Source organism: Bradyrhizobium diazoefficiens USDA 110, from assembly GCF_000011365.1.
GTDB classification, from domain to species: Bacteria; Pseudomonadota; Alphaproteobacteria; order Rhizobiales; family Xanthobacteraceae; genus Bradyrhizobium; species Bradyrhizobium diazoefficiens.
Window position 1 is genome coordinate 5,805,621 of record NC_004463.1, and the last position, 22,488, is coordinate 5,828,108.

Annotated in this window: 21 protein-coding genes; 10 read left to right on the forward strand and 11 right to left on the reverse strand. The window is 65.5% G+C overall.

Translation table 11 applies throughout. From position 1 onward, the window contains the following. Positions 1-138 precede the first annotated feature (138 nt). Positions 139-381, reverse strand: a complete 243-nt coding sequence (locus BJA_RS26515) for a FliM/FliN family flagellar motor switch protein (protein ID WP_011088012.1) — start codon at positions 379-381, stop codon at positions 139-141. A 67-nt stretch (positions 382-448) separates the two neighbouring features. Between BJA_RS26515 and lipB the strand changes: the two genes are divergently transcribed. Both lipB and BJA_RS26525 read left to right on the forward strand, forming a co-directional pair. Further along, positions 449-1,198 carry a lipoyl(octanoyl) transferase LipB gene (lipB, locus tag BJA_RS26520; RefSeq protein WP_011088013.1) on the forward strand — a complete coding sequence of 250 codons (750 nt, stop codon included), beginning with the start codon at positions 449-451 and terminating at the stop codon, positions 1,196-1,198. 199 nt (positions 1,199-1,397) lie between these two features. Continuing rightward, positions 1,398-2,198 carry a DNA helicase gene (locus BJA_RS26525; RefSeq protein WP_011088014.1) on the forward strand — a complete coding sequence of 267 codons (801 nt, stop codon included), beginning with the start codon at positions 1,398-1,400 and terminating at the stop codon, positions 2,196-2,198. Here the strand turns inward: BJA_RS26525 and BJA_RS26530 are convergent. Next, the gene (locus BJA_RS26530) at positions 2,156-2,578 is read right to left on the reverse strand and encodes a tautomerase family protein (protein WP_011088015.1); all 423 of its coding nucleotides are present in this window, start codon (positions 2,576-2,578) and stop codon (positions 2,156-2,158) included. The two genes, BJA_RS26525 and BJA_RS26530, sit on opposite strands and share 43 nt — an antisense overlap. Before the next feature lie 113 nt (positions 2,579-2,691). Here BJA_RS26530 and BJA_RS26535 point away from each other — a divergent pair, with 113 nt between their 5' ends. Continuing rightward, complete coding sequence (locus tag BJA_RS26535; protein ID WP_011088016.1) at positions 2,692-3,543, forward strand: LysR family transcriptional regulator; 852 nt, start codon at positions 2,692-2,694, stop codon at positions 3,541-3,543. Between the two features lie 11 nt (positions 3,544-3,554). Here BJA_RS26535 and BJA_RS26540 read toward each other — a convergent pair whose 3' ends face one another. From BJA_RS26540 to BJA_RS26550, 3 genes are read right to left on the reverse strand one after another with little or no spacing between them, the layout of a single operon-like run. After that, entirely contained in the window at positions 3,555-4,991 is a 1,437-nt protein-coding gene (locus tag BJA_RS26540; RefSeq protein ID WP_011088017.1) for a TIGR01777 family oxidoreductase, read from the reverse strand. After that, the gene (locus tag BJA_RS26545; protein ID WP_011088018.1) at positions 4,988-5,653 is read right to left on the reverse strand and encodes a DUF4166 domain-containing protein; all 666 of its coding nucleotides are present in this window, start codon (positions 5,651-5,653) and stop codon (positions 4,988-4,990) included. Before BJA_RS26545 ends, BJA_RS26540 begins: the two co-directional genes overlap by 4 nt. Before the next feature lie 16 nt (positions 5,654-5,669). Further along, on the reverse strand, positions 5,670-6,227 hold the full coding sequence (locus BJA_RS26550; protein ID WP_038967978.1) for a GbsR/MarR family transcriptional regulator: 558 nt from the start codon (positions 6,225-6,227) through the stop codon (positions 5,670-5,672). A 155-nt stretch (positions 6,228-6,382) separates the two neighbouring features. On the opposite strand from BJA_RS26550, the gene BJA_RS26555 reads away from it, so the two are divergent. Next, a complete protein-coding gene (locus BJA_RS26555) occupies positions 6,383-7,903 on the forward strand; it encodes a PAS domain-containing sensor histidine kinase (protein WP_028171469.1) in 1,521 nt (506 codons plus the stop codon). Positions 7,904-8,079: 176 nt separating this feature from the next. Here BJA_RS26555 and BJA_RS26560 read toward each other — a convergent pair whose 3' ends face one another. The 4 genes from BJA_RS26560 to BJA_RS26575 form a co-directional block, all read right to left on the reverse strand. After that, the gene (locus BJA_RS26560) at positions 8,080-8,379 is read right to left on the reverse strand and encodes an acylphosphatase (protein WP_011088021.1); all 300 of its coding nucleotides are present in this window, start codon (positions 8,377-8,379) and stop codon (positions 8,080-8,082) included. Next, the gene (locus tag BJA_RS26565) at positions 8,376-9,242 is read right to left on the reverse strand and encodes an isocitrate lyase/PEP mutase family protein (protein WP_011088022.1); all 867 of its coding nucleotides are present in this window, start codon (positions 9,240-9,242) and stop codon (positions 8,376-8,378) included. Before BJA_RS26565 ends, BJA_RS26560 begins: the two co-directional genes overlap by 4 nt. A gap of 148 nt (positions 9,243-9,390) precedes the next feature. Next, positions 9,391-11,406 (reverse strand): acetyl-CoA carboxylase biotin carboxylase subunit, encoded by a 2,016-nt coding sequence (locus tag BJA_RS26570; protein ID WP_011088023.1) that lies wholly within the window; start codon positions 11,404-11,406, stop codon positions 9,391-9,393. Between the two features lie 187 nt (positions 11,407-11,593). Next, complete coding sequence (locus tag BJA_RS26575) at positions 11,594-12,676, reverse strand: zinc-binding metallopeptidase family protein (RefSeq protein ID WP_038967100.1); 1,083 nt, start codon at positions 12,674-12,676, stop codon at positions 11,594-11,596. Positions 12,677-12,897: 221 nt separating this feature from the next. Between BJA_RS26575 and BJA_RS26580 the strand changes: the two genes are divergently transcribed. The 5 genes from BJA_RS26580 to BJA_RS26600 all read left to right on the forward strand — a co-directional run bounded on the left by BJA_RS26580 (position 12,898) and on the right by BJA_RS26600 (position 18,906). Continuing rightward, positions 12,898-15,375, forward strand: coding sequence for a hybrid sensor histidine kinase/response regulator (locus BJA_RS26580; protein WP_011088025.1), 2,478 nt, complete (start codon positions 12,898-12,900; stop codon positions 15,373-15,375). 152 nt (positions 15,376-15,527) lie between these two features. Continuing rightward, positions 15,528-15,968 (forward strand): EamA family transporter, encoded by a 441-nt coding sequence (locus BJA_RS26585; protein WP_011088026.1) that lies wholly within the window; start codon positions 15,528-15,530, stop codon positions 15,966-15,968. Positions 15,969-15,990: 22 nt separating this feature from the next. Further along, positions 15,991-17,274 carry an MFS transporter gene (locus BJA_RS26590; protein ID WP_370163659.1) on the forward strand — a complete coding sequence of 428 codons (1,284 nt, stop codon included), beginning with the start codon at positions 15,991-15,993 and terminating at the stop codon, positions 17,272-17,274. A 25-nt stretch (positions 17,275-17,299) separates the two neighbouring features. After that, a complete protein-coding gene (locus BJA_RS26595; protein WP_038967094.1) occupies positions 17,300-18,550 on the forward strand; it encodes an arsenic transporter in 1,251 nt (416 codons plus the stop codon). 119 nt (positions 18,551-18,669) lie between these two features. Beyond that, the gene (locus tag BJA_RS26600) at positions 18,670-18,906 is read left to right on the forward strand and encodes a hypothetical protein (protein ID WP_028171463.1); all 237 of its coding nucleotides are present in this window, start codon (positions 18,670-18,672) and stop codon (positions 18,904-18,906) included. A 50-nt stretch (positions 18,907-18,956) separates the two neighbouring features. Here the strand turns inward: BJA_RS26600 and BJA_RS26605 are convergent, their stop codons facing one another. Both BJA_RS26605 and BJA_RS26610 read right to left on the reverse strand, forming a co-directional pair. Next, positions 18,957-20,321, reverse strand: coding sequence for an MFS transporter (locus tag BJA_RS26605; RefSeq protein WP_011088030.1), 1,365 nt, complete (start codon positions 20,319-20,321; stop codon positions 18,957-18,959). A 24-nt stretch (positions 20,322-20,345) separates the two neighbouring features. Next, positions 20,346-21,113, reverse strand: coding sequence for a GntR family transcriptional regulator (locus BJA_RS26610; protein WP_011088031.1), 768 nt, complete (start codon positions 21,111-21,113; stop codon positions 20,346-20,348). 173 nt (positions 21,114-21,286) lie between these two features. On the opposite strand from BJA_RS26610, the gene BJA_RS26615 reads away from it, so the two are divergent. After that, positions 21,287-22,486 (forward strand): mandelate racemase/muconate lactonizing enzyme family protein, encoded by a 1,200-nt coding sequence (locus BJA_RS26615; RefSeq protein WP_038967093.1) that lies wholly within the window; start codon positions 21,287-21,289, stop codon positions 22,484-22,486. Positions 22,487-22,488 lie beyond the last annotated feature (2 nt).

Consider the following 22,488-nt stretch of genomic DNA (forward strand, 5'->3'; position numbering starts at 1 on the left):
GGCCGGCCGGATCAACGGCGCCGATCTAACAAATCCATCAGAGGGGTACAAGCCTGCAAAGACCCAGAATTCCACAAGCTTGGCAGGAAAGTTCCGGCCCTCCCCGCAGGATCGGCCTTTACCGCATGCCCGGGGCCGCTATCGCGTGCCCGGCGTGCGTGGCAGCATCTGCTTGACCTCGACCGCGATCCGGTTGCGGTCGACCAGCACGACGCCGGAGGCGACCGGCAGGTTGTTGGCCAAAACCTTGACCTCGTCGGCCTCGGTTGCATCCAGCTCGATGATGGCGCCGCGGGAAAGACGTAATACCTGATGGATCGGCATGGTGGTCGTCCCGAGGACGACCATGAGATCCACGGTGACTTTATCGAGAGTGGGCACTGTCGGGACCGCCGCAACTTGAGACTGGCATTTGCGCCTGCAATCATCACCACGTTATGGTTAGCCAATGGTTAATTCGCCTCAAAACCCCCGCCAAGATCAGCGTCAAGACCTCGATCTGACGTCGTTTTCCGCCACAGGCGGCGAGCCCGTCGAGTGGCGGATTTCGGACGCGCCGGTGCCCTATCCGGAGGCTGTAGCCGCCATGGAGGCGCGGGTTGCCGCGATCGCGGCCGGCGAGGCCCCCGAGCTGGTCTGGCTGCTCGAACACCCCCCGCTCTACACCTCCGGCACCTCGGGCAAGGATTCGGACCTGCTCGATCCCCGATTCCCGACCTTCGCCACCGGGCGCGGCGGGCAGCTCACCTATCACGGGCCCGGCCAGCGGGTGGCCTACATCATGCTCGACCTCAAGCGCCGCCGGCCTGATGTCCGGGCCTATGTCGCGAGCCTGGAGGAGCTGATCCTGAAGACGCTCGCCGCCTTCAACGTCCGCGGCGAACGGCGCGAGGACCGGGTCGGCGTCTGGGTGAAACGGCCCGACAAGGGCGACGGGTACGAGGACAAGATCGCCGCGATCGGCGTGCGGCTGAAGCGTTGGGTATCGTTCCACGGCATCGCCATCAATGTCGAGCCGGAGCTGTCGCATTTCGCAGGGATCGTGCCCTGCGGCGTCGCCGATCCCCGCTACGGCGTCACCTCGCTGGTCGATCTCGGCCAGCTCGTGACGATGGCCGATGTCGATGTTGCGCTTCGGCAGGCGTTCGAAGAGCTGTTCGGACCGACCCGCGCGCTGGTGCCGGAAGCGGCCGCCTGACATTTTCCTGTTCGAGCCTGACCGCGCGAGTTCTCCGCTCGTAATGGAATCGGCTATGCTTGTTTCAGGTGCCGCCTACGCCTCCCCCCTCCGCCGGGAAAGCAGCCCTCATGCCGGGCGAGTTGATCATCGGCCGACTGTTCGAGCGCCAGGCATAAGGAGGGGTTGCGATCCATGCTCGCAATGGGAGGTTTTGACGATGAGACTCTCTGCACCCATCTATCATCTGAAGCGCAAGGCGAAGCGCCTGTCCCGCGAGGAAGGCATTCCGCTCCACGACGCGCTTGACCGCATCGCCACGACGGAAGGGTTTTCCGCCTGGAGCATGCTTGCGGCAAAAGCCGCCGCGATGACGCCGGCCAATCGGCTGTTCCCGCAATTCCGGCCGGGTGACCTGGTGCTGGTCGGGGCGCGCCCCGGTCAGGGCAAGACGCTGATGAGCCTCGAGCTTGCCGTGGAGGCGATGAAGTCGGGCCATCGCGCCGCGTTCTTCTCGCTCGAATACACCGGGAAGGATGTGCTGGACCGCCTTCGCGCGATCGGCGTCGATCCCGCGCAATTCGCTGACATGTTCGAGGTCGATTGCTCGGACGCGATCAGCGCCGATTACGTTGTCAAGCAGATGGCCGCAGCACCCCGCGGCACGGTCGTGGTGATCGACTATCTGCAACTGCTCGACCAGCGGCGGGAAAACCCCGACGTGACCGTTCAGGTGCGCGCACTAAAATCGTTCGCGCGCGACAAGGGGCTGATCGTCGTCTTCATCTCGCAGATCGACCGGTCCTATGATCCCTCAGTCAAGCCGTGCCCCGACCTCGACGATGTCCGCCTGCCGAACCCGCTGGATCTGAAGCTGTTCGACAAGCGTGCTTCCTCAACAATTCCGAGGTTCAGTTCCGGGCGGCGAGCTGACGGCTTCAGGCCGCGGGTGGGATGGTTCACCCGCGGCCTGCAACATCATGCTGCCTTCAGGGCAACCTCGAGCTTGCCGGCGATGTAGCGGCGCTCCTGGGTCAGGCCGCCAAAGCCGTAGGCGTCGCCCTTGACCTCGTCGACATGCAGATAGGTCTCGGGATGAAGCGGGCCCAAAATCTCGGCCATGCGCTTGAACATCGCGGCGAGATAGGCCGCCTTCTCGTCCTTGGTGTTGGTGCCTTCGCTGACGTGGATGTCGATCCAGTAGCTGGCAAGCTTCTGCTCGGCGAGCGACCTGCCGCCGGCGAACCAGTCGCCGGCATCGACGGACTTCACGATGATGGCGGTCACCTTGGGATCCTTGTGCAGGATTTTTGCGGTGAGTTCGGACACGGCGCTGGCGATGTCGGCCTTCAGCGAAGGCGATTGGCGCGAGGTGGTGTAGGACACGGTGATCAGGGGCATGGTCGTTCTCCTCAAGATGCCGCACTGGCGTTGCGCGGTGGTGATGAGAAGCTAGACCTCCCCGCGTCATTTTGATATATTATCTATATTGATACCAGTGATAACTAATCATAATGACAGCCACCCTCGACATCGCCACCGTCCAGGCCTTCCTGCTGGTCGCCGACCTCCAGAGCTTTACCCGCGCCGCGGAAGCGCTCGGCACGACGCAGGCAGCGGTCAGCCTCAAGCTCCAGCGGCTGGAGACGCTGCTCCGCAAACGTCTCGTCGAGCGCTCGCCGCGCGCGGTACGGCTCACCGCCGACGGTGCCGCGTTCCTCGATCGCGCCCGTGCGCTGATGGAAGCGCATGACCGCGCGCTGTCCGGCGATACTTCGACTGCACAATCCCTCTCGCTCGGCATCTCCGACCACGCCGCCGGCCCCGAACTGGTGCCGCTGCTCGAACGTCTGCACGCGATGTCTTCGAATCTCACGCTCGCCGTCACCATCGGCTTCTCGCGCGAGATGCAGGACGCTTACGACACGGGCGAGCTGGATGCGGTGATCGTCCGCCAGGAAGGCAGCCGCCGCGGCGGCGAGAAGCTCGCCGAGGACGAGTTTTGCTGGTTCGCGTCACGACGCTTCACGCTGCCGAAGGGTGAGCCGCTGCCGCTCGCGACGCTCGCCCCGCCCTGCGGCGTTCGCGCCATTGCGGTCCGCGCGCTCGACAAGGCCGGCCTCGCCTGGCGCGAACGTTTTGTCGGAGGCGGCGTCACCGCAGTGGTCGCTGCCGCGCTTGCCGGACTTGCCATCGCGCCGCTGGCGCGGCGGATCGCGCCTCCCGGGCTGATCGACATCGGGCCCGCGCACAAGCTGCCGAAACTCGGCAGCTCGAAGGTGATGCTGCATTCGAAGGTCAGCGATCCCGCGAAGCTGGCGGCGCTGCGGGCGGTGGCGGCGACGTTCAAGAGCGTTGCCGCCTGACGTCCATCACCTCACAAGATCGCCTCGAACGCGCTGCGCAGCGTCTCGTGCCGGAACACAAAACCGCGGCTCAGCGCCTTGTTCGGCAGCACGCGCTGGCCACCGAGCAGAAGCTCGTCGGCAAAGCCGCCGCCGATCCGGCGCAGTAGGCCGCCGGGGATGCGGAACACCGCGGGCCGATGCAGGCGGCGGCCGAGCTCCTCGGTGAACTTTGCGTTGGTGACCGGGATCGGCGCGGTGGCGTTGACGGGCCCAGTGAGATCGGGCGTCGCGATCACATAGGCGATCAGCCGGATCAGGTCGTCGCGCTCGATCCAGGACATCCACTGCCGCCCGGTGCCGAGCGGTCCGCCGAGGCCGAACTCGAACGGCGTCAGCATGCGCGTGATGAAGCCGCCTTCCGTGCCCAGCACGAGGCCGATGCGCAAATAGACCACGCGCACGCCAAGCTCCTCCGCCGGCCGCGCCGCCTGCTCCCACGCCGCGCACAGTTCGTGGCTGAAGCAGGCATGCGACTTCGCCGACTCGGTCAGCACCTGGTCGGCCCACAGGCCGTACCAGCCGATCGCGGAGCCGCTGACGAGCACGTCGGGCTTGTGGTCGAGCCGCGCGATCAGTTTGACGACCTCGCCGGTCATGTCGATGCGAGACTTCAGGATCTCCGCGCGCTTGGCCCCGGTCCAAAGGCCGTTGCCGATCGGCTCGCCGGCGAGATTGACGATGGCATCGATACGCATATCCGAGGCGAGCTGATCGAGGCTGGTGATCAGCGTCACCGGCGGCGGCAGCAGCTCGGCCTTCGCCGGGTTGCGAATGAGCGCGATGACGTGATGCCCTGCCGCGCTGAGGCTCGCCGCGAGGCGGCTGCCGATGAAGCCGGTGGCACCTGTGATCAGCACGGTCTTGCGCCCGGGGAGCTTTTCGACGAGCCCGTACGCCGGCACGCTCGTCATGCGGCCGAGCCGGCGCACCGCTGCAAAATCCCTGATCCCGCAGAGCGCTGCGCCGACCGCACAGGCGGTCGCTGCGATGCTGAGCAGACCTTGATACACGACGGTCACGCCGAACGGCCGCATCGCCCAGTCGATCAGGACCGGCAGCAGCAGGACGAGAATGGCGCCGTAGTTGATCGCAAGCAGCGTGTGGTTGATGCGCTCGCTCGGCGGCAATTTCCGGCTCAGATCCTCCTCGACGAAATCCATCAGCGTGATGACGACCTCGGCGACCAGCACCGCGACGATCGAGAGCGCCAGCAGGCCATGAACCTCGAGCCAGCCGAGCACGAGGAACAACAGCGCGTAGAGCATGTTGCGGACGCCGTGCAGCTTCAGCTCGAAGCGCTGCGACGGACGCCAGGCCAGGCGCTCGGTGAATTCGTGGTGATAGAAGGTGTCGAACACGCCCATCGCGATCTGGACGGCGATGAGGATCCACAACAGCGGCGTCATGATACGGCCTCCCTGAAGGTGGCGGACTGGTGGATCAGCGCACCGTAACGCGGGTGACTGAGATCGAGGGTGAAGCGGAAGGCGCCCTCGCCGAGATCGCGATGCGTCACCGTGAGGTCGCCCGGCGTCAGCCATCGCGGCAACGGAATCCACAGGCTTCCGAGCTGGAGCCCGTAAGCGGCGCTGCGGAAGGTCAGCACCTGGTCCTCGACCGCGATGCGCAGCGCCATCGAGAGGCCGAAGCCGACATATTCCTCGAGCCCGGTCGGACCGGCGAAGCGCTTTGCGGAATGGATCACCTGCGGAAAGCCGCGCTTGCGCGCGCAGATGCGCGTCCAGGTCTGGCCGCCGCTGGCGCCGTCCTCGGTGACGGTGACGATCATCGGCACGCCGGTGTCGCGGCCGGTCGGCAATGGCCCGCCGATCAGGCGTACGAGCTGCGCGAGCCACCAGCCGATGTCGCTGAAAGCGACCTCGTCGACGACGCCGACATAAACGACGCTGTCGCCGTCAGCGACGCGCTTGGAAAAGCGCCGCCAGGTCGCGAGCGGCAGGCGGCCCCAATCCTCGTCCGACAGCAACGCACGGAAGCGGCGGTCGTCGAGCAATTTGGCGTGAGTGGGAAGAGATGCGCTGGAACCTGATAATCGAGCCGACGTCATCGCACCCTCCCCGACGCTATTTGACCTTGCCCAGCGGCAGCAGGTTGACGACCTTCTCGCCAAGCCGCATCAGGGCGACCAGCCGCGGCCGCGGCACCTTCAGCATCTGCATGAACCAGTGGTCGGCGAGCTCGGTGAAGGCGAGCATCTCCTTCAGCCGTTTGCTCGCGACCGGATTGATGGTCGGATCGTCGGCGGCATCGGACACGCAGGCCCGGAGCGCTACGATCGCTGGATCGAGCTCCCGCTCCTTGCGCCGCGCCGCGATCCGGGCCGCAACCTCCCAGATGTCGGTCTCGGCTTCGAAATGATCGCGGCGGTCGCCGAGGATCGGCACCCGCCGGATCAGGCTCCAGGCCAGCAGCTCCTTGATCGAGTTGGAGACGTTGGAGCGCGCCATGCCGAGCGTGTCGGCGATGTCCTCGGCGGTCATCGGCGCTTCCGCCAGATAGAGCAGCCCGTGGATCTGGCTGACCGAGCGGTTGACGCCCCATTCGTCGCCCATGTCGCCCCAATGCAGGATGAAGCGCTCGACGGCGGCAGGGAGTTTCTTCTTTCCGGTTGCTTCTGTCATAACAGAAATATCTGACGGATGAGATTGACTGTCAAGTGCTCCCCGGCGGCCTGTCCCCCTGCATACCGTCCGCTGCATTTGCCTAAAAACTTCCCAGAGGCCAGGAACCAAACGACTTATTCAGCGTTTGCACGGGTCGAGGCAGGGTGTCCGAAATGGTTAGAAAGTCCAATCAGCAGAGAGACTTGTTCGAGAGCGAACGCAGTTTCCGGCTGTTGGTCGAAGGGGTTGCCGACTACGCCCTGTACATGCTCGATCCCAAGGGGATCATCACGAGCTGGAATATCGGTGGCGAGCGCATCAAGGGCTATTCGCCCCAGGAGATCGTCGGCCAGCATTTTTCGCGTTTCTACACCGAGACCGACCGGGCCAACGGCAAGCCCGCCCGCGCCCTCGGCATCGCCCGCGACAAGGGCCGCTACGAGGAGGAAGGCTGGCGCGTCCGCAAGGACGGTACCTTCTTCTGGGCGAGCGTCGTGATCGACCCGATCTACGAGGACGGCGAGCTCATCGGCTTCGCGAAGATCACGCGCGACATCACCGAGCGACGCAACACGGAGCTCAAGCTCGAGGCGATGCAGAAGCAGCTTGCCGAATCCCAGAAGTTCGACGCGCTCGGCCAGCTCACCGGCGGCGTCGCCCACGATTTCAATAATCTCCTGATGATCATCAGCGGCAGCCTTCACACCCTGAAGCGGGGCGCCGACGACGGTGCCAAGCTCCAGCGCGCGATCTCGGCGATCGAGACTGCGACCCGGCGCGGCGCCGCGCTGACCAACCAGCTCCTCACCTTCGCGCGGCGACAGAGCGTCAACCCGCAGGCGATCGATCTTGCCGAGCGCATCGGGGCGATCCGCGAGGTGCTCGAGGCCGGCGTCGGCAGCGCCGTGCGCCTCGCCTTCGACATCGCCCGCGAGGTCTGGCCGATCAGAACCGACGTCTCGGAGTTCGAGACCGCGCTGCTCAATCTCGTCATCAATGCCCGCGATGCGATGCCCGACGGCGGCACGGTGACGATCCGCGCCCGCAACGTCGTGCTGGACGAAGCTCCGCTCGCCGGCGAGTTCGTGGCGATCGACGTCGCCGACACCGGACTCGGCATTCCCGCCGACGTCGTCGACAAGATTTTCGAGCCGTTCTTCACCACCAAGCCGATCGGCAAGGGCACCGGTCTCGGCCTGTCCCAGGTGCACGGCTTTGCGCACCAGGCCGACGGCACGGTGAAGGTCGCAAGCGAGCTCGGCAAGGGCACGACTTTCAGCATCCTGCTGCCGCGCGGACGGGATGTGCCGGCGCGGGAAACGGCGGAAGCGGTGCCGTTCCGCGGCGCCGGCACGGTGCTGCTGGTCGAGGACAATCCGGATGTCGCCATCGTCAGCATCGGTCTGCTGGAGCAGCTCGGCTACCGCGTTCGCCGCGTCCCCGACGCGGAATCCGCGCTGCGCGAGCTCGAGCAAAACGGCGTCGATTTCGTCTTTTCGGACATCGTGATGCCCGGCAAGATGGACGGCCTCACCCTCGCCCATCATCTGCGCCTGATCCGCCCCGGCCTGCCGATCCTGCTCGCCACCGGCTACAGCGAGGCCGCCGCCGACGTGCGCGGCGATTTCCCGATCCTGCGCAAGCCCTACGAGATCCACGAGCTGAGCGAAGCAATCGCGAAGCTGCCGAGGTGATCTTCACCTCTCCCCGCTTGCGGGGAGAGGTCGAATTCGATCGCAGATCGAATTCGGGTGAGGGGGTACAGGTCACTCGACGACCACTCGTGTTGAGAGAGGCTCCTCACCCCAACCCTCTCCCCGTAAGAACGGGGTGAGGGAGCACACCATCTGTGTGGAACGAGGTGTAGCTCTCAAACCGTCGGCAACACCGAGAACTTCTCCCCTGCCCTGCGCAGGTTCAGCTCATCCGCACCGGCCGTCTCGCTGGTGACACTGTCGACGCGCGAGGATGGCGGACCATGGCGGCATAGCGCGACCATGTCGGCGACGTGGTTCGGCGCGCCCGCGAACAACGCTTCGACGCTGCCGTCGCGGCGGTTGCGGACCCAGCCTTCGAGGCCGCTCGCGGTGGCCTGGTATTCGACCCAGGCACGATAGCCGACGCCCTGCACGCGGCCGCGGATCATGACCTGGAGGATCGCCCGGCTCATTTCTTGAATCCGAGCACATCGGCGCCGCGCGCCTTCGTCTCGGCCTCGCGCATGACACGGCTGGTCAATTCCGCGGACGCCAATCCCTTGAGCGCTTTGGGCGGCGCGCCTTCGCGCAGCGCCTTCAGCGTATCGTGGACGGCCTGCGTCGCGGCCGCGATCGGCGCATGGCCCTGGAGCGCGATGCGCACGCGCTGGCCGGCGAGATAATCGGGCGCATTCAATTCTTCCGGCGCGCCGCCGAGCACGATCGGCAGATGCGTCGCGGCTGCGACTGCTTCAAGCTCGGCACGCGACTTGATGCCGGTGAAGAACAGCGCATCCACGCCGGTCGCCTCGTACGCCTGCGCGCGGCGGATCGTATCGTCGAGCGAGGTGATCGCGGCAGCTCCAGTGCGGCCCATGATGACGAGCGTGGGATCGCTGCGGCCGCTGAGCGCCGCCTTCATCTTGCCGACGCCCTCCTCCAGCGAGATCAATTGCGTCTTCGCTTCACCGAAGGCGGCCGGCAGCAGCGTGTCCTCGATGGTGAGACCGGCCGCACCCGCCGTCTCCAGCTCCTGCACGGTGCGGCGCACGTTGAGCGCATTGCCATAGCCGTGATCGGCATCGACCAGCACCGGCAGCGCGGACGCGCGCGACATCCGCCGCATCTGCTCGGCGAGCTCGGTGAGCGTGATCAGCGTGATATCGGGGTCGCCGAGCACGGCGAGCGAGGCCACCGAACCGCCGAACATGCCGAGCGGAAAGCCGAGATCCTCGGCGATGCGGATCGAGATGGCGTCGTAGACCGAGCCGGGATGGATGCAGCCCGGACCCGACAGGATCGATCGCAGTTTTTCGCGGCGGGAACGAAAGGCCATGGTCGCCTCACTCTCAATTCCTCATCCTGAGGAGCGCGCTCTTGCGCGCGTCTCGAAGGATGAAGGCCCGGCTGGTGGCCTCGCCCTTCGAGACGCCGCGCAAGCGCGGCTCCTCAGGGTGAGGGTCGACTGTTGTGCTCCGGAGTGCTTACGCAAACTCCAAAATCAGTGCGTCCACCGCGAGCGTCGCACCGGCGCTGGCGTGGATCTTCTTGACGGTACCGTCCTGCTCGGCGCGGAGCACGTTCTGCATCTTCATGGCTTCGACCACCGCGAGCGTCTCGCCGGCCTTGACCTCCTGCCCTTCCGTCACCGCGATCGAGACGATGAGCCCGGGCATCGGGCAGAGCAGCTTCTTGCCGGTGTCGGAGGCCGTGGTCACAGGCATCAGCCGCGCCGAGGCGGCCTCCGCCTCGGTCCAGACATAGACCGGCACCTCGACGCCCTGATGCGCGAGGCGGATGCCGTTAGCGATCGGCCGGGCCTGCACCGCGACGAAATGGCCGTCGATGGTGCCCTGCCAGACCGGATCGCCCGGCTTCCACGGCGACTGCAATAGATGCACGTGGCCGGCCTTGCCCTCGACATCGACGAAGCGCACCGCGATCGCCTCGCTCTCGCGACCGACCTCGAGCGAAATCTCCTGGCGGTCGAGCCAGACCGCGCGGCGGCGCTCACGCTGCACGACGCGGCCACCAAGCTGACCGGAAATCTGACGCTTGCGTTCACCCAGCACGTGGTCGATGGCGGCGCCGACCGCGGCGATCCGCCGGGCGACCTCGCCTTCGGGCACGCGCACCGCAAAGCCCTTGGGGAATTCCTCGGCGATGAAGCCGGTCGAGAGCCGGCCCTCGCGCCAGCGTGGATGATGCATCAGCGCCGACAGGAACGGGATGTTGTGACGGATGCCGTCGACATAGAACGAGTCCAGCGCGGTCGCCTGTGCCTCGATCGCGGCCGCGCGCGACGGCGCGTGGGTGACGAGCTTGGCGATCATCGGATCGTAATGGATCGAGATCTCGCCGCCTTCCTGCACGCCGGTGTCGTTGCGGATGGTGATGCCGTCCTGGCTCGCTTCCGCCGGCGGACGATACTTCACCAGGCGCCCGATCGAGGGCAGGAAGTTGCGGAACGGGTCTTCGGCGTAGAGGCGGGATTCCACGGCCCACCCGGTCAGCGTGACGTCCTTCTGCGCAAGGCCGAGCTTCTCGCCTGCGGCGACGCGGATCATCTGCTCGACGAGGTCGATGCCGGTGACGAGCTCGGTGACGGGATGCTCGACCTGGAGGCGCGTGTTCATCTCCAGGAAGTAGAAGCTCTTGTCCTGGCCTGCGACGAACTCGACGGTGCCGGCGGAATCATAGTTCACGGCCTTGGCCAGCGCGACCGCCTGCTCGCCCATCTTGCGGCGGGTGGCCTCGTCGAGCAGCGGTGACGGCGCTTCCTCGATGACCTTCTGGTTGCGGCGCTGGATCGAGCATTCGCGCTCGCCGAGATAGATGACGTTGCCGTGCTTGTCGCCCAGCACCTGGATCTCGATGTGGCGGGGATCGACGATGAACTTCTCGACGAAGACGCGGTCGTCGCCGAACGAGGCCTTGGCCTCGGCCTTGGCGAGGTTGAAGCCTTCGGCGACCTCGCTCTTCGAATTCGCGATGCGCATGCCCTTGCCGCCGCCGCCGGCGGAGGCCTTGATCATCACGGGGTAGCCGATCTCGTCGGCGATGCGGACCGCGTGCTTGTCGTCCTCGATGACGCCGAGATGGCCCGGCACGGTCGAGACCTTGGCCTTGGCGGCCGCCTTCTTGGATTCGATCTTGTCGCCCATCGCGGCGATCGCGCCCGGGTTCGGGCCGATGAAGACGAGGCCGGCCGCCTCCAGCGCGCGCGGAAACGCCTCGCGCTCGGACAGGAAGCCGTAGCCGGGATGCACGGCCTGTGCGCCCGTCTTGCGGCAGGCCTCCACGATCTTCTCGATCACCAGATAGCTCTCGGCCGCAGCCGGCGGGCCGATCAGCACGGCCTCGTCGGCCATCTCGACATGGAGGGCATCGCGGTCGGCCTCGGAATAGACCGCGACCGTTTCAATTCCCATCCGGCGGGCAGTCTTGATGACCCGGCAGGCGATTTCGCCGCGATTGGCGATCAGGATGCGTTTGAACATGCTTTTCTTGAGTCTCGACCTTGGGCGGGACCCTTCCCCGACCGTTGGGGCCTCTGGGATGGGCCGTGTGACCCCCGTGGTACATTAAAATAGGCCGGAGGCAACGGTCTAAATCCGGCCCCTCTGGTGTACCAGCGCAAGACCGAAACGGGCTTGGGCAACGGGCTTGGCGCGCCCCGGGATGGGCCTACGGCTTCCCGGCCCTGGCCGCGTCCCGCAACAGGGCGTGAATGAAGTCGAGTTTGGCGACCACCGCCTGCGACAGGATGAACGGATAGAGGTCGCGCATGCCCATGGCGCGGTTGACGCTGTTCATGGCGAAGGTGAAGGGCAGCCATGCGTCGACCAGCGTCTGGACGCCACGTGCCTCGTAGGGGTTGAACCGGAGCCGCGTCGACAACTCTCCGTCACGATCGACCCGCGGCCGCACCTCCATACCGAACTCGGAGGCCATCTCCAGGGTGTCGACGATGTGGAGGTAGTGCGCCCAGGTTTCGGCGAAATCCTCCCAGGGGTGTGTCGTGGCGTAGGCCGAGACATAGCTCTGCTGCCAGTCCGGCGGCGCGCCTTCGGCATAATGGCGCTGCAAGGCCTGGCCGTAATCGGCCGAATCGTCGCCGAAGACGGCGCGGCATGCGTCGAGCTTGCCACCCTCGCGGACCAGCACGTCCCAGAAATAGTGTCCGACCTCGTGACGGAAATGCCCGAGCAGCGTCCGGTAGGGCTCGCCCATCTCCAGCCTGCGCCGCTCGCGCTCGATGCCGTCGGTTTCAGTGAGCGCGATCGTGATCAGGCCGTTGTCATGGCCGGTCATGATCCTCTGTCCGCTGTTCGGATCGTCGGCGAGGAAGTTGAAGATCAGGCCGCGCTCGGGATTGTCCTGCCGGTTCTGGAGCGGCAGCTTCCAGCGGATCAGGGAATAGAACAGCCGGTGTTTCGCCACCTCCAGCTCGCGCCAGCCGGCGAGCTGAGCCGGATCGGAGAGATCGGGCACCATGCCGTTGTGACGGCAGGCGCGACAATATCCGTTGGTATCGCCCGGATCCGTCAGCCAGTTGCAGGCATCGTACTCGGCATTGCGGCACAGCATCCGTCCCCTGCCCTTATCGGCCAGCGTCGTCCAGGACACCGCCTGAGCCTCGCCGTCCGGCTCGAGCGCCGACATCGTCTCCCTCTCCGGGAGGAAGGCGACGCGGTGACCGCAACGTCCACAGGCGCGGTTCTCGAAATAGAGGACGTTGCCGCAGGCCTGGCAGACAAAGAGCTTCAAGATTTAGCCTCTTCGAAAACGGAGTTTTATGAATGAGCGTTATGGCGCCTCGCAAAGACGCGTCCGCAGACGCATCGTTCCAATCTTCGGAACAAATAGCCAGCCCCGCCGTTAGCTGACCGGACTTTTCCGCGTTCAGGCTGGCCGCGGGCCTTTCCGACAATCTATCCCCTTTGAGCAATGGCTATCACGCTTTGTCTGTGTGAATATTGGTCCGGCACGTGCGCACACGCATCACAACGGCCGACGCCTTGAACGATCCTTTGCCAGAAACAATCGCCGCCGAAAGGCTGCGCCAGCACCTCGAAGATGTCGCGCGCGAGCGCGACAATGCCTATCGCGCGCTCCAGGAGCGCGAGGCCGAGCTCGCGCGCATCCAGCGCATCGGCAAGGTCGGCGGCCTCGAGGTCGACTTCCGCGAGGGCTTCAAGAACCGCCGCTCGCCGGAATATCTGATGATCCACGGCCTGCCCCCCGAAGCCGCCGACGAATCGCACGAGGACTGGGTCAACCGCATCCATCCCGATGATCGCGACGCCGCGGTGAAACACTTCTTCGATGTGCTGGCTGAGACCAGCGAGGATTATACCGCCGAATACCGCATCATCCGTCCGAGCGACGGCGAGACCCGCTGGATCCGCGTCGTCGCCAAGATCGAGCGTGACAGCAACGGGCGCGCCATCCGTCTCGTCGGCGCCCATATCGACATCACCGACCAGATGCTCGCTCGTGAGACGCTGCGCGAAAGCGAGGACCGGTTTCGGCTGATCGCCGACAGCGCGCCAGTGCCGATCTGGGTCACAAAACTCGACCGCAAGCGCTCCTTCGCCAACCAGGCCTATGTCGACTTCGTCGGCCTGCCCTACGAGGAGGCCATCGATTTCGACTGGCGCAAGGTGCTGCATCCGGACGACCTGCCGCATGTGCTCCAGCAATCCGTCCAGGGTGAAGCGTCGCTAAAACCCTTCGTGCTGGAAGCGCGCTACAAGAACGCCAGCGGCGAATGGCGCTGGCTTCGCTCCGAATCCCAGCCGCGCTGGGATCCGACCGGCAAGCATATCGGCTTCATCGGCGTCGCCCACGATATCACCGCCGCCAAACAGGCCGAAATCGAGCTGCGGCGGCTCAACGAGACGCTGGAAGAGCGCATCGTCGAGCGTACCGCCGAGCTCGAATCCAACGAGGCCCGCCTGCGCGCGATCCTGGAGACCAGCAACCAGTATCAGGGGCTGGTCAACCTCGAGGGCGAATTGCTCTACGCCAACAAGACCGCGCTCGCCGGCATCCGCACCGAGGCGCGGGACGTCATCGGCCAGCCGTTCTGGGACACGCCGTGGTTCACGGAGACCCCGGGCATGAGCGACGTCGCGCGCGAGGCCTTCGAGACCGTGCTGAGGGGCGAAGCGGTGCGGATGGAGATGCGGCTGCGCCTGCCGATCGGCGAGCGCGATTTCGAGTTCGGCATGCGCCCCGTGCTCGACCGCCACGGCAACATCACGGGCGCGGTGCCGGAACTGGTCGACATCACCGAGCGCCGCCGCGGCGAGGAAGCGCTGCGGCAGTCGCAGAAGATGGAGGCGATCGGCCAGCTCACCGGCGGCGTCGCCCACGACTTCAACAACCTCCTGACCATCATCCGCTCGGCGACCGACTTCCTGCGCCGGCGCGAGCTGCCGGAGGAGCGGCGCCGCCGCTATGTCGACGCCATCTCCGACACCGTCGAGCGCGCCTCGAAGCTGACCGCGCAGCTTCTGGCCTTCGCGCGACGGCAGCCGCTGAAGCCGCAGATCTTCAATGTCGGCAGCCAGGTCGAGGGCGTGGCGCAACTGGTCCGCCCGCTGGTCGGCGGCCGCATCGAGATCAGCGTCGAGGTTCATGACACGGATTGCTTCACCGTCGCCGACGTCGCGCAGTTCGAGGCCGCTTTGATCAACCTCGCCATCAACGCCCGCGACGCCATGGACGACGAAGGCCGCCTCACCATCGCAGTGCGCAAGGTGCAGGGCATCCCGAGCCTGCGCGCGCAATCGGCGCGTGGCGGCGACTATGTCGCGATCTCGGTCGCGGATACCGGCAGCGGCATCGCGCCGGAAAACATCGACGCCATCTTCGAGCCGTTCTTCACGACCAAGGAGGTCGGCAAGGGCACCGGCCTCGGCCTCAGCCAGGCGTTCGGCTTCGCCAAGCAGTCCGAAGGCGACATCGCGGTGATGAGCACGCCTGGCAAAGGCGCGACCTTCACGATCTACCTTCCGCAGGCGCAGAGCCCGGCCGCCGACGACGAAGCCGCAGCGCGGACCAGCGAGGCCGCGACCACCGGGCGCGGCTACCGCGTGCTCGTGGTCGAGGACAATGACGACGTCGGCCAGTTCTCGACCGAGCTGCTGGAGGATCTCGGCTATGTCGTCCGCCGTGTTGCCAACGCCAGTGCGGCGCTCGCGATCCTCGGCGAGAACGAATTCGCCGTCGACCTCGTCTTCTCCGACGTCATCATGCCCGGCATGAACGGCGTCGAGCTCGCCGGCATCATCCGCGAGCGCTATCCGGGCCTGCCCGTCGTGCTCACCAGCGGCTACAGCAACGTGCTCGCCGAAAACGCTCATCGCGGCTTCGAACTGATCCAGAAACCATATTCGGTGGAATCGCTGTCGCGCATCCTGCGCAAGGCGATCACCGAAAAGCTGTCGGTGGCGCGGTGAGTGTTATGGTTGCACAAAGCTCCCACAGACTCCGTCGTTGCGAGCGCAGCGAAGCAATCCAGGCTGCCTCCGCGGAAAGACGCTGGATTGCTTCGCTGCGCTCGCAATGACGGCGCTGGCCGCCCCGTCCTAAAGCAACGGAACTTGACGACATGAAACCCGCCCTCCTCTCCGCCTGGCAGACCTGGGCGCTGCTGTCCGCTTGCTTCGCCGCACTGACCGCGATCTTCGCCAAGGTCGGCGTCGAGAACATCAATCCGGATCTGGCGACCTTCATCCGCACCATCGTGGTGCTGCTCGCCTTTTCGGTACTGCTGTTCTTCACCGGGCAATTCGCCGTGCCCTCGGCGATCTCGTCCAGGACCTGGCTGTTCCTGGTGCTGTCGGGGCTCGCGACCGGCGCATCCTGGCTGTGCTATTTTCGCGCGCTGAAGCTTGGCCCCGCCACGCTGGTGGCGCCGATCGACAAGCTCAGCGTCGTTCTGGTTGCTCTCTTCGCGTTCGCCTTCCTCGGCGAGCGTCCGACAGCGCAGGGCTGGACCGGCATCGCCATGATCGGCGCCGGCGCGGTGCTGCTCGCGGTGAAGTTTTGACGCGGAACAAAGCTGCCGTGACATCCGTTGCTGCCGGGGCGCTTCTCGCCTCGATCGAGAGACTGATGTCGAGCCGAGATCCCGAACAGGCAAGGCAGGCCGGGCACGCGCTGGATGCGGCGGGCTTGGGCCCTATCTTGCCGTCTATCTCCTCACCGAGCAGCACTGGGACGAGGCGCGCATCGGCCTCGTGATGTCGATTGCCACAGTCGCGGGTATCGTGGCGCAGACACCGGCCGGCGCGCTGGTCGATGCGACCCGGGCGAAGCGGCTGGTGATGGTCGTCGCCGCCATCATGGTGACGCTTGCATCGCTTTCGCTGCCGTTGTTCCCCGGCTTCGTGCCGGTCGCAATCTCGCAAGGCATCGCGCAGGCCGCCGCCGTGGTCTTTCCACCGGCGATCGCCGCCGTCTCGCTCGGCATCTTCGGCCACGCCGCTTTCACCCGGCGGATCGGCCGCAACGAAACTTTCAACCATGCCGGCAACGCGGTCGCGGCGGGTCTTGCCGGCCTCTCCGCCTATTGGTTTGGCCCGACCGTGGTGTTCTACCTTCTCAGCGCCATGGCAATCGCAAGCCTTGTCAGCATTCTTGCGATCCCCGAACGGGCCATCGACCACGACCTCGCCCGCGGGCTGCACGACGCCGATACACGGAGCGAACAGCCGTCAGGCCTCGCGGTGCTCCTCACCTGTCGCCCTTTGCTCGTCTTTGCGATCTGTGTCCTGCTCTTCCATCTCTCCAACGCGGCAATGCTGCCGCTGGTCGGCCAGAAGCTCGCGCTCCAGGACAAGAACATGGGCACCAGCCTGATGTCGGCCTGCATCGTCGCAGCCCAAGTGGTGATGGTGCCGTTCGCGATGCTGGTCGGCGCCAGGGCCGACCGCTGGGGCCACAAGCGATTCTTCCTCGCTGCGCTGCTGATACTGCCCATTCGAGGAGCGCTCTACACGCTCTCCGACAATCCGTTCTGGCTGGTCGGCGTGCAGCTTCTCGACGGCGTCGGCGCCGGCATCTTCGGGGCGCTCTTCCCCATCATTGTCGCCGACCTCATGCGCAACACCGGACGTTTCAACGTCGCGCAGGGCGCGGTCATCACCGCCCAGAGCATCGGCGCGGCGCTGTCGACGACGCTTGCGGGCCTCGTCGTGGTCGGTGCGGGCTATAGCGCGGCGTTCATCACGCTCGGCGCGGTCGCTGCGATCGGCGCGATCGTCTGCCTTGTCGCCTTGCCCGAGACGCGGCATGGAACCTTGCCGCCGCAGGGGAAGACAGCGCCGCCGACATCGGCTATCGCAGCCGAATGAGCCGACCAAACCTCAAGGACTGAACGTGCCGTCTGACGCCATCTGGGCCTGGAGCATCATCGTCGCCGCGACCGCCGGCGTCATCATCCGTCCCTTCCGCCTCCCCGAAGCGATCTGGGCCGTGATCGGCGCTGGCGCCCTCGTGCTGCTCGGCTTGCTGCCGTGGCAGGATGCGCTTCTCGGCATCGGGAAGGGCGTCGATGTCTATCTCTTCCTGATTGGCATGATGCTGATCGCCGAACTGGCGCGGCTCGAGGGCCTGTTCGACTATCTCGCCGCGCTCGCGGTGGAATATGCAGACGGATCGCCGCAGCGGCTGTTTTTGCTGATCTATCTCGTCGGCACCCTTGTCACGGTGCTGCTCTCCAACGATGCCACCGCGATCGTGCTGACACCTGCCGTCTATGCCGCGACGCGCGCGGCCGGCGCCAAGCCGCTGCCCTATCTGTTCGTCTGCGCCTTCATCGCGAATGCCGCAAGCTTCGTGCTACCGATCTCCAACCCGGCCAACCTCGTCGTGTTCGGCGCGCGCATGCCGCATTTGACCGAATGGCTGCGCCTGTTCGCCCTGCCCTCGGCAGCCTCGATCCTGCTCACCTATGTCGTGCTGCGCCTGACCCAGCACCGCGCGCTGAAGGAAGAGACCATCGCGCGCAGCGTGCCGCATCCGAAGCTCAGCCGCGGCGGCAAGCTCACAGCCGTGGGCATCATCGCGATCGGAATCGTGCTGGTCACGGCCTCCGCGCTCGACAGGCAACTCGGCTTGCCGACCTTCATCTGCGGCGTGGCGACGTCCGCGATCGTGCTGCTAATCAGCCAGCAGTCACCTTTGCCTGTGCTGCGCGGCGTGTCCTGGAGCGTGCTGCCGCTGGTCGGCGGGCTCTTCGTCCTGGTGGAAGCGCTGGTGAAGACCGGCGTGATCGGGCAGCTCAGCGCGCTGCTGCACCAAGCGGTCGCGCAATCGATCCCGAAAGCTGCCTGGAGCGTCGGCATCGCGACCGCATTCGCCACCAATGTCGCCAACAATCTTCCGGTCGGCCTCGTCGCCGGCTCGGTCGCCGCCAGCGATCATTTGCCCGCGCCCGTCGTCAGCGCCATCCTGATCGGCGTCGACCTCGGCCCCAATCTGTCGGTAACGGGGTCGCTCGCCACCATCCTCTGGCTGGTCGCGCTGCGGCGGGAGAAGATCGAGGTTGGCGCCTGGCCGTTCCTCAAGCTCGGTCTGCTTGTGACGCCGCCCGCTTTGGTCGCCGCGCTGGCTGCCGCGATCAGGTAGTCGCGGCCGAACCGCCGACCAATCAAGTGCAATTGTTTGCGGTGCATCAATGCCGGCGGGGCTACCGCGGCTAGAGTTCACTTGTCGCGCAAGACATGCCGCGGCAAGGAAGGTTCATCATGCAGATTCAATCAAAGGCGCTGCCGCAGAGCTTTTCCCTGCGCCGCGAAATCCGGAGCTTCATCGCGCCCGCTGAAGGCCGCGGGGAGACATCCCATCCCCTGCTCGTCTTCTCCGTCGTGGCGCTGCTGGCCCTGTTCGCCATCGTGGAAATCGACCTGCACGCCGCCCAGCTTCAGGCCATCGGCCTGCTCAGCCATGGGACCGGGATCGATCCCGTCTTCCTGAGCCCGTAGCTGGAAAAGCCCGATCGCGGCCATAACGGCCGCGACCGGGCAGCGCATCCTCAGTCGTTCTCGTAGCCGTACACTTCCGGCAGGATGAAGATGGCGGCGAGCAATCCGATCAGCGGGAAGATCGCGACCATCAGCGTGGCATTCGCCTGCCCGATCGCAGCGAATACCGTCGGGAACAGGAAGATCGCCAGGAACGACGGCAGCTTCACGAACATGTAGGCGAAGCCGCTGGCGGTGCCGCGGTACTTCGGCTTGGCGACCATGGTCGGGATCGTCATGCAGTTCGACGCGTCCCAGTAATGGCCCCACAACATGGCAGCCGCTGCGAACGGCAGCAGGATCTTGTTGTCGGTGTAAAGCGCGAAGGCCGCGACCAGCAACGAGGCCATCACGATCGAGAAGCCGGCGATCGCGATGCCGCGGTGGCCAATCTTCGGCGTCAACAGCGGCCCGACCCACCCGGACAGAGCGGCGAAGGAGAACAGCGCCATCGTCACCAGATTGATGCCGAGCACGCTCGACACACCGACCATCACGAACAGCACGGGCAGGTAGAACGCAAAGGTCGAGAACTCGCTCGCCTGGGTGAAACAAGCGATCCAGCCGTAGACCGTGGCGCGCCAGCGGATCGGATCCTTCTTGAGGTCGGCGAGGAACGCACGCGTGCTGGTCTTCGGAACCACCACATCCTGGTCCGGCAGCATGTCGAGATTGTCGTTGAACATCTCGCGCGCGACCTGCTTGGCCTCGCGGTAGCGTCCCTTCTGCACCAGCCACACCGCCGTCTCCGGCACGTCATGACGCATGATCAGGATGATCAGCGCCGGCACCGCGCCAAGGCCGAGCGTCACGCGCCACAGCATCTCGTGCTGCATGTCGATCAGCAGGAAGATCACGATGACGCCGATGGTGAGCACTTCACCGACTGCGAACATGAACTGCCAGCGGTTGCCCATGACCTCGCGCTCACCCTTGGCCATGGATTCCATGATGTAGGTGTAGCCGGTCGAGATATCGGAGCCGAGCGGAATGCCGAGCAGGAAGCGGATCACGACGAGCCAACCGACGGTCGGCACGAAAGCCTGCGCCAGCGCCAGCACGATGAACAGCACCATCGTCACCAGGAACATGACGCGGCGGCCGATCTTGTCGGAGAGCCAGCCGCCGAGCAGCGCGCCGATCAACGCGCCGCCCTGCGTACCGGCGGCGGCAAGACCCAGCATCAGCGGATCGGGATTGTACTGCTCCTTGATGAAGATCAGCACGAAGGCGATCGAATAGAGATCCCAGGCCTCGACGAGGATCGAGGCCATCATCAGCCAGCCGACCTTGTTACCCTTGGGACTGTAGTTCGTGATCAGGTAGCGGACCGCGGCTTCGCTCGCGGTCGGTTGTGGCATCGCCATCGTCGACATTCTTCTTCCTTTCTCCAGAACTCTTTACGCGCCGAGCAGCGGCTCGATGCTGCAGTCGAGTAGGCGCGGGTCGATCCCCGCCTCCATGCCCGTGAACATCTCGCCCATGTAGTCGATCAGCGCATCGCTCGCCTTCACGGCGTCATCGACGCGGCGGCTGGCGACGGCTGCGAGAATGGCGAGATGATGGTCGATCGTGCCGGAAAGATCGGCCTGGCCCGGCATGAAGCGGTGGTGGATGTAGCCGATGCGGCGGTACAGCGTGTGCAGCGGCCGCAGCGTGTGCACCAGGAACGGCTCGCCGGCCGCCTCCAGCACCAGCGCATCGATGCGGCGGTCGATGTGATTGAATTCGTCGAGGGTCAGGGTGGCGCGGCGCTCGCGCAGCAGGCGCTCGATGTGCAGCGCCTGATTACGGTGCGACAGGCTGGCGCGATCGGCCGCGAGCCGGACGACAAAGCGCTCCATGTCACGGCGCAAGGCCAGCAGCATCCGCTCGCGCGCAAGATCGATCGGCGCGATGTGCAGGCCGTGGCGCGGACGGATGATGATGAGCGTGTCGGCGGACAGACGATTGACGGCGTGATGCACCGGTGTGCGACCGAAGCCGGTGATGTGCTGCAATTCCAGCATCGTCATGAATTGTCCGGGCTTGAGCTCGCAGTGGACGAGGAGCTCTTCGATCCTCTGGTAAGCCAGCTCGAAGAAGTTGAGCCGGTTGCGCCGGGAGGGCTTGCCCTCGCCGTCGTCCTCGTTTCTCACCACCTCGAGCGCGCGCTTGCGCCGTGCCATGTCGTCCTCCTGTCAGCCGCGCTCTCATTGCTGGGTGGCGCCTATTTGTGGCACCCTTAAAACATGTTGTGATATATTACAAGCAGGCGTAAGACTTCGGCGCGACCTGCAGCATGCTGCAGTGCGAAATGAGACTTCAGGCGCGAGGCGCCTGTGATGGGAGGATTGTTGCCGTGAAGATCACGTCGATCGAGACGCTGCGCACCGAGGAATTTTCCAACGTCATCTGGGTGCGCGTCCACACCGACACGGGCATGATCGGTCTCGGCGAAACCTTCTATGGCGCGGGCGCGGTCGAAGCGCAGATCCACGATACGTTCGCCGGCCGCCTGCTCGGCCGCAATCCCCTGCACATCGAAGCGATCCACCGCGACATGCTGAACCTGCCGATGGCGCAATCCTCGACCGGTGTCGAGTATCGCGCCGCTTCAGCGATCGACATCGCGCTGTGGGACCTGTTCGGCAAGGTCTGCAATCAGCCGGTACACCAGATGCTCGGCGGCCTCTGCCGCGACAAGCAGCGCATCTACAACACCTGCGCCGGCACGCAATATGTCCGCTCCACCAATATCAGCCCGGTCGCGAACTGGAATCTCGGTGCCTCCAAGGGTCCCTATGAGGACCTCGACGGCTTCATGCACCACGCCGACGCGCTCGCCGAAAGCCTTCTGGAGAGCGGCATCTCCGCAATGAAGATCTGGCCGTTCGATCCGGCGGCCCAGGAGAACAAGGGGCTCTACATCACCGCTGCGCAGATGAAACGGGCGATCGAGCCGTTCGAGAAGATCCGCAAGGCGGTCGGCGACAAGATGGAGATCATGGTCGAGCTCCATTCGCTGTGGAACCTGCCGACCGCCAAGCAGATCGCGCGCGCGCTCGAGCCCTACAAGCCGACCTGGTACGAAGACCCGATCCGCATGAACTCGCCGCAGGCGCTCGCCGAATATGCGCGTTCGACCGACGTCTGGGTCTGCGCCAGCGAGACGCTGGGCTCGCGCTTCCCCTACAAGGACATGCTCGACCGCGACGCCATGCATGTGGTGATGGCGGATCTGTGCTGGACCGGCGGCCTCACCGAAGGCCGCAAGATCGCGGCGATGGCCGAGACCTATCACCGGCCCTTTGCTCCTCATGATTGCATCGGCCCGATCGGCTTCATCGCCGCCATCCACATGTCGTTCAGCCAGCCCAACACGCTGATCCAGGAATCGGTGCGCGCCTTCTACAAGGGCTGGTACAACGAGCTCGTCACCACGATGCCTGTTATCAAGGACGGCTATGTCTTCCCGATGGAAGGCCCCGGCCTTGGCGTGGACCTGCTGCCTGCGGTATTCGACCGCAGCGATCTCACCGTGCGCCGCTCCAACGTCTGAGG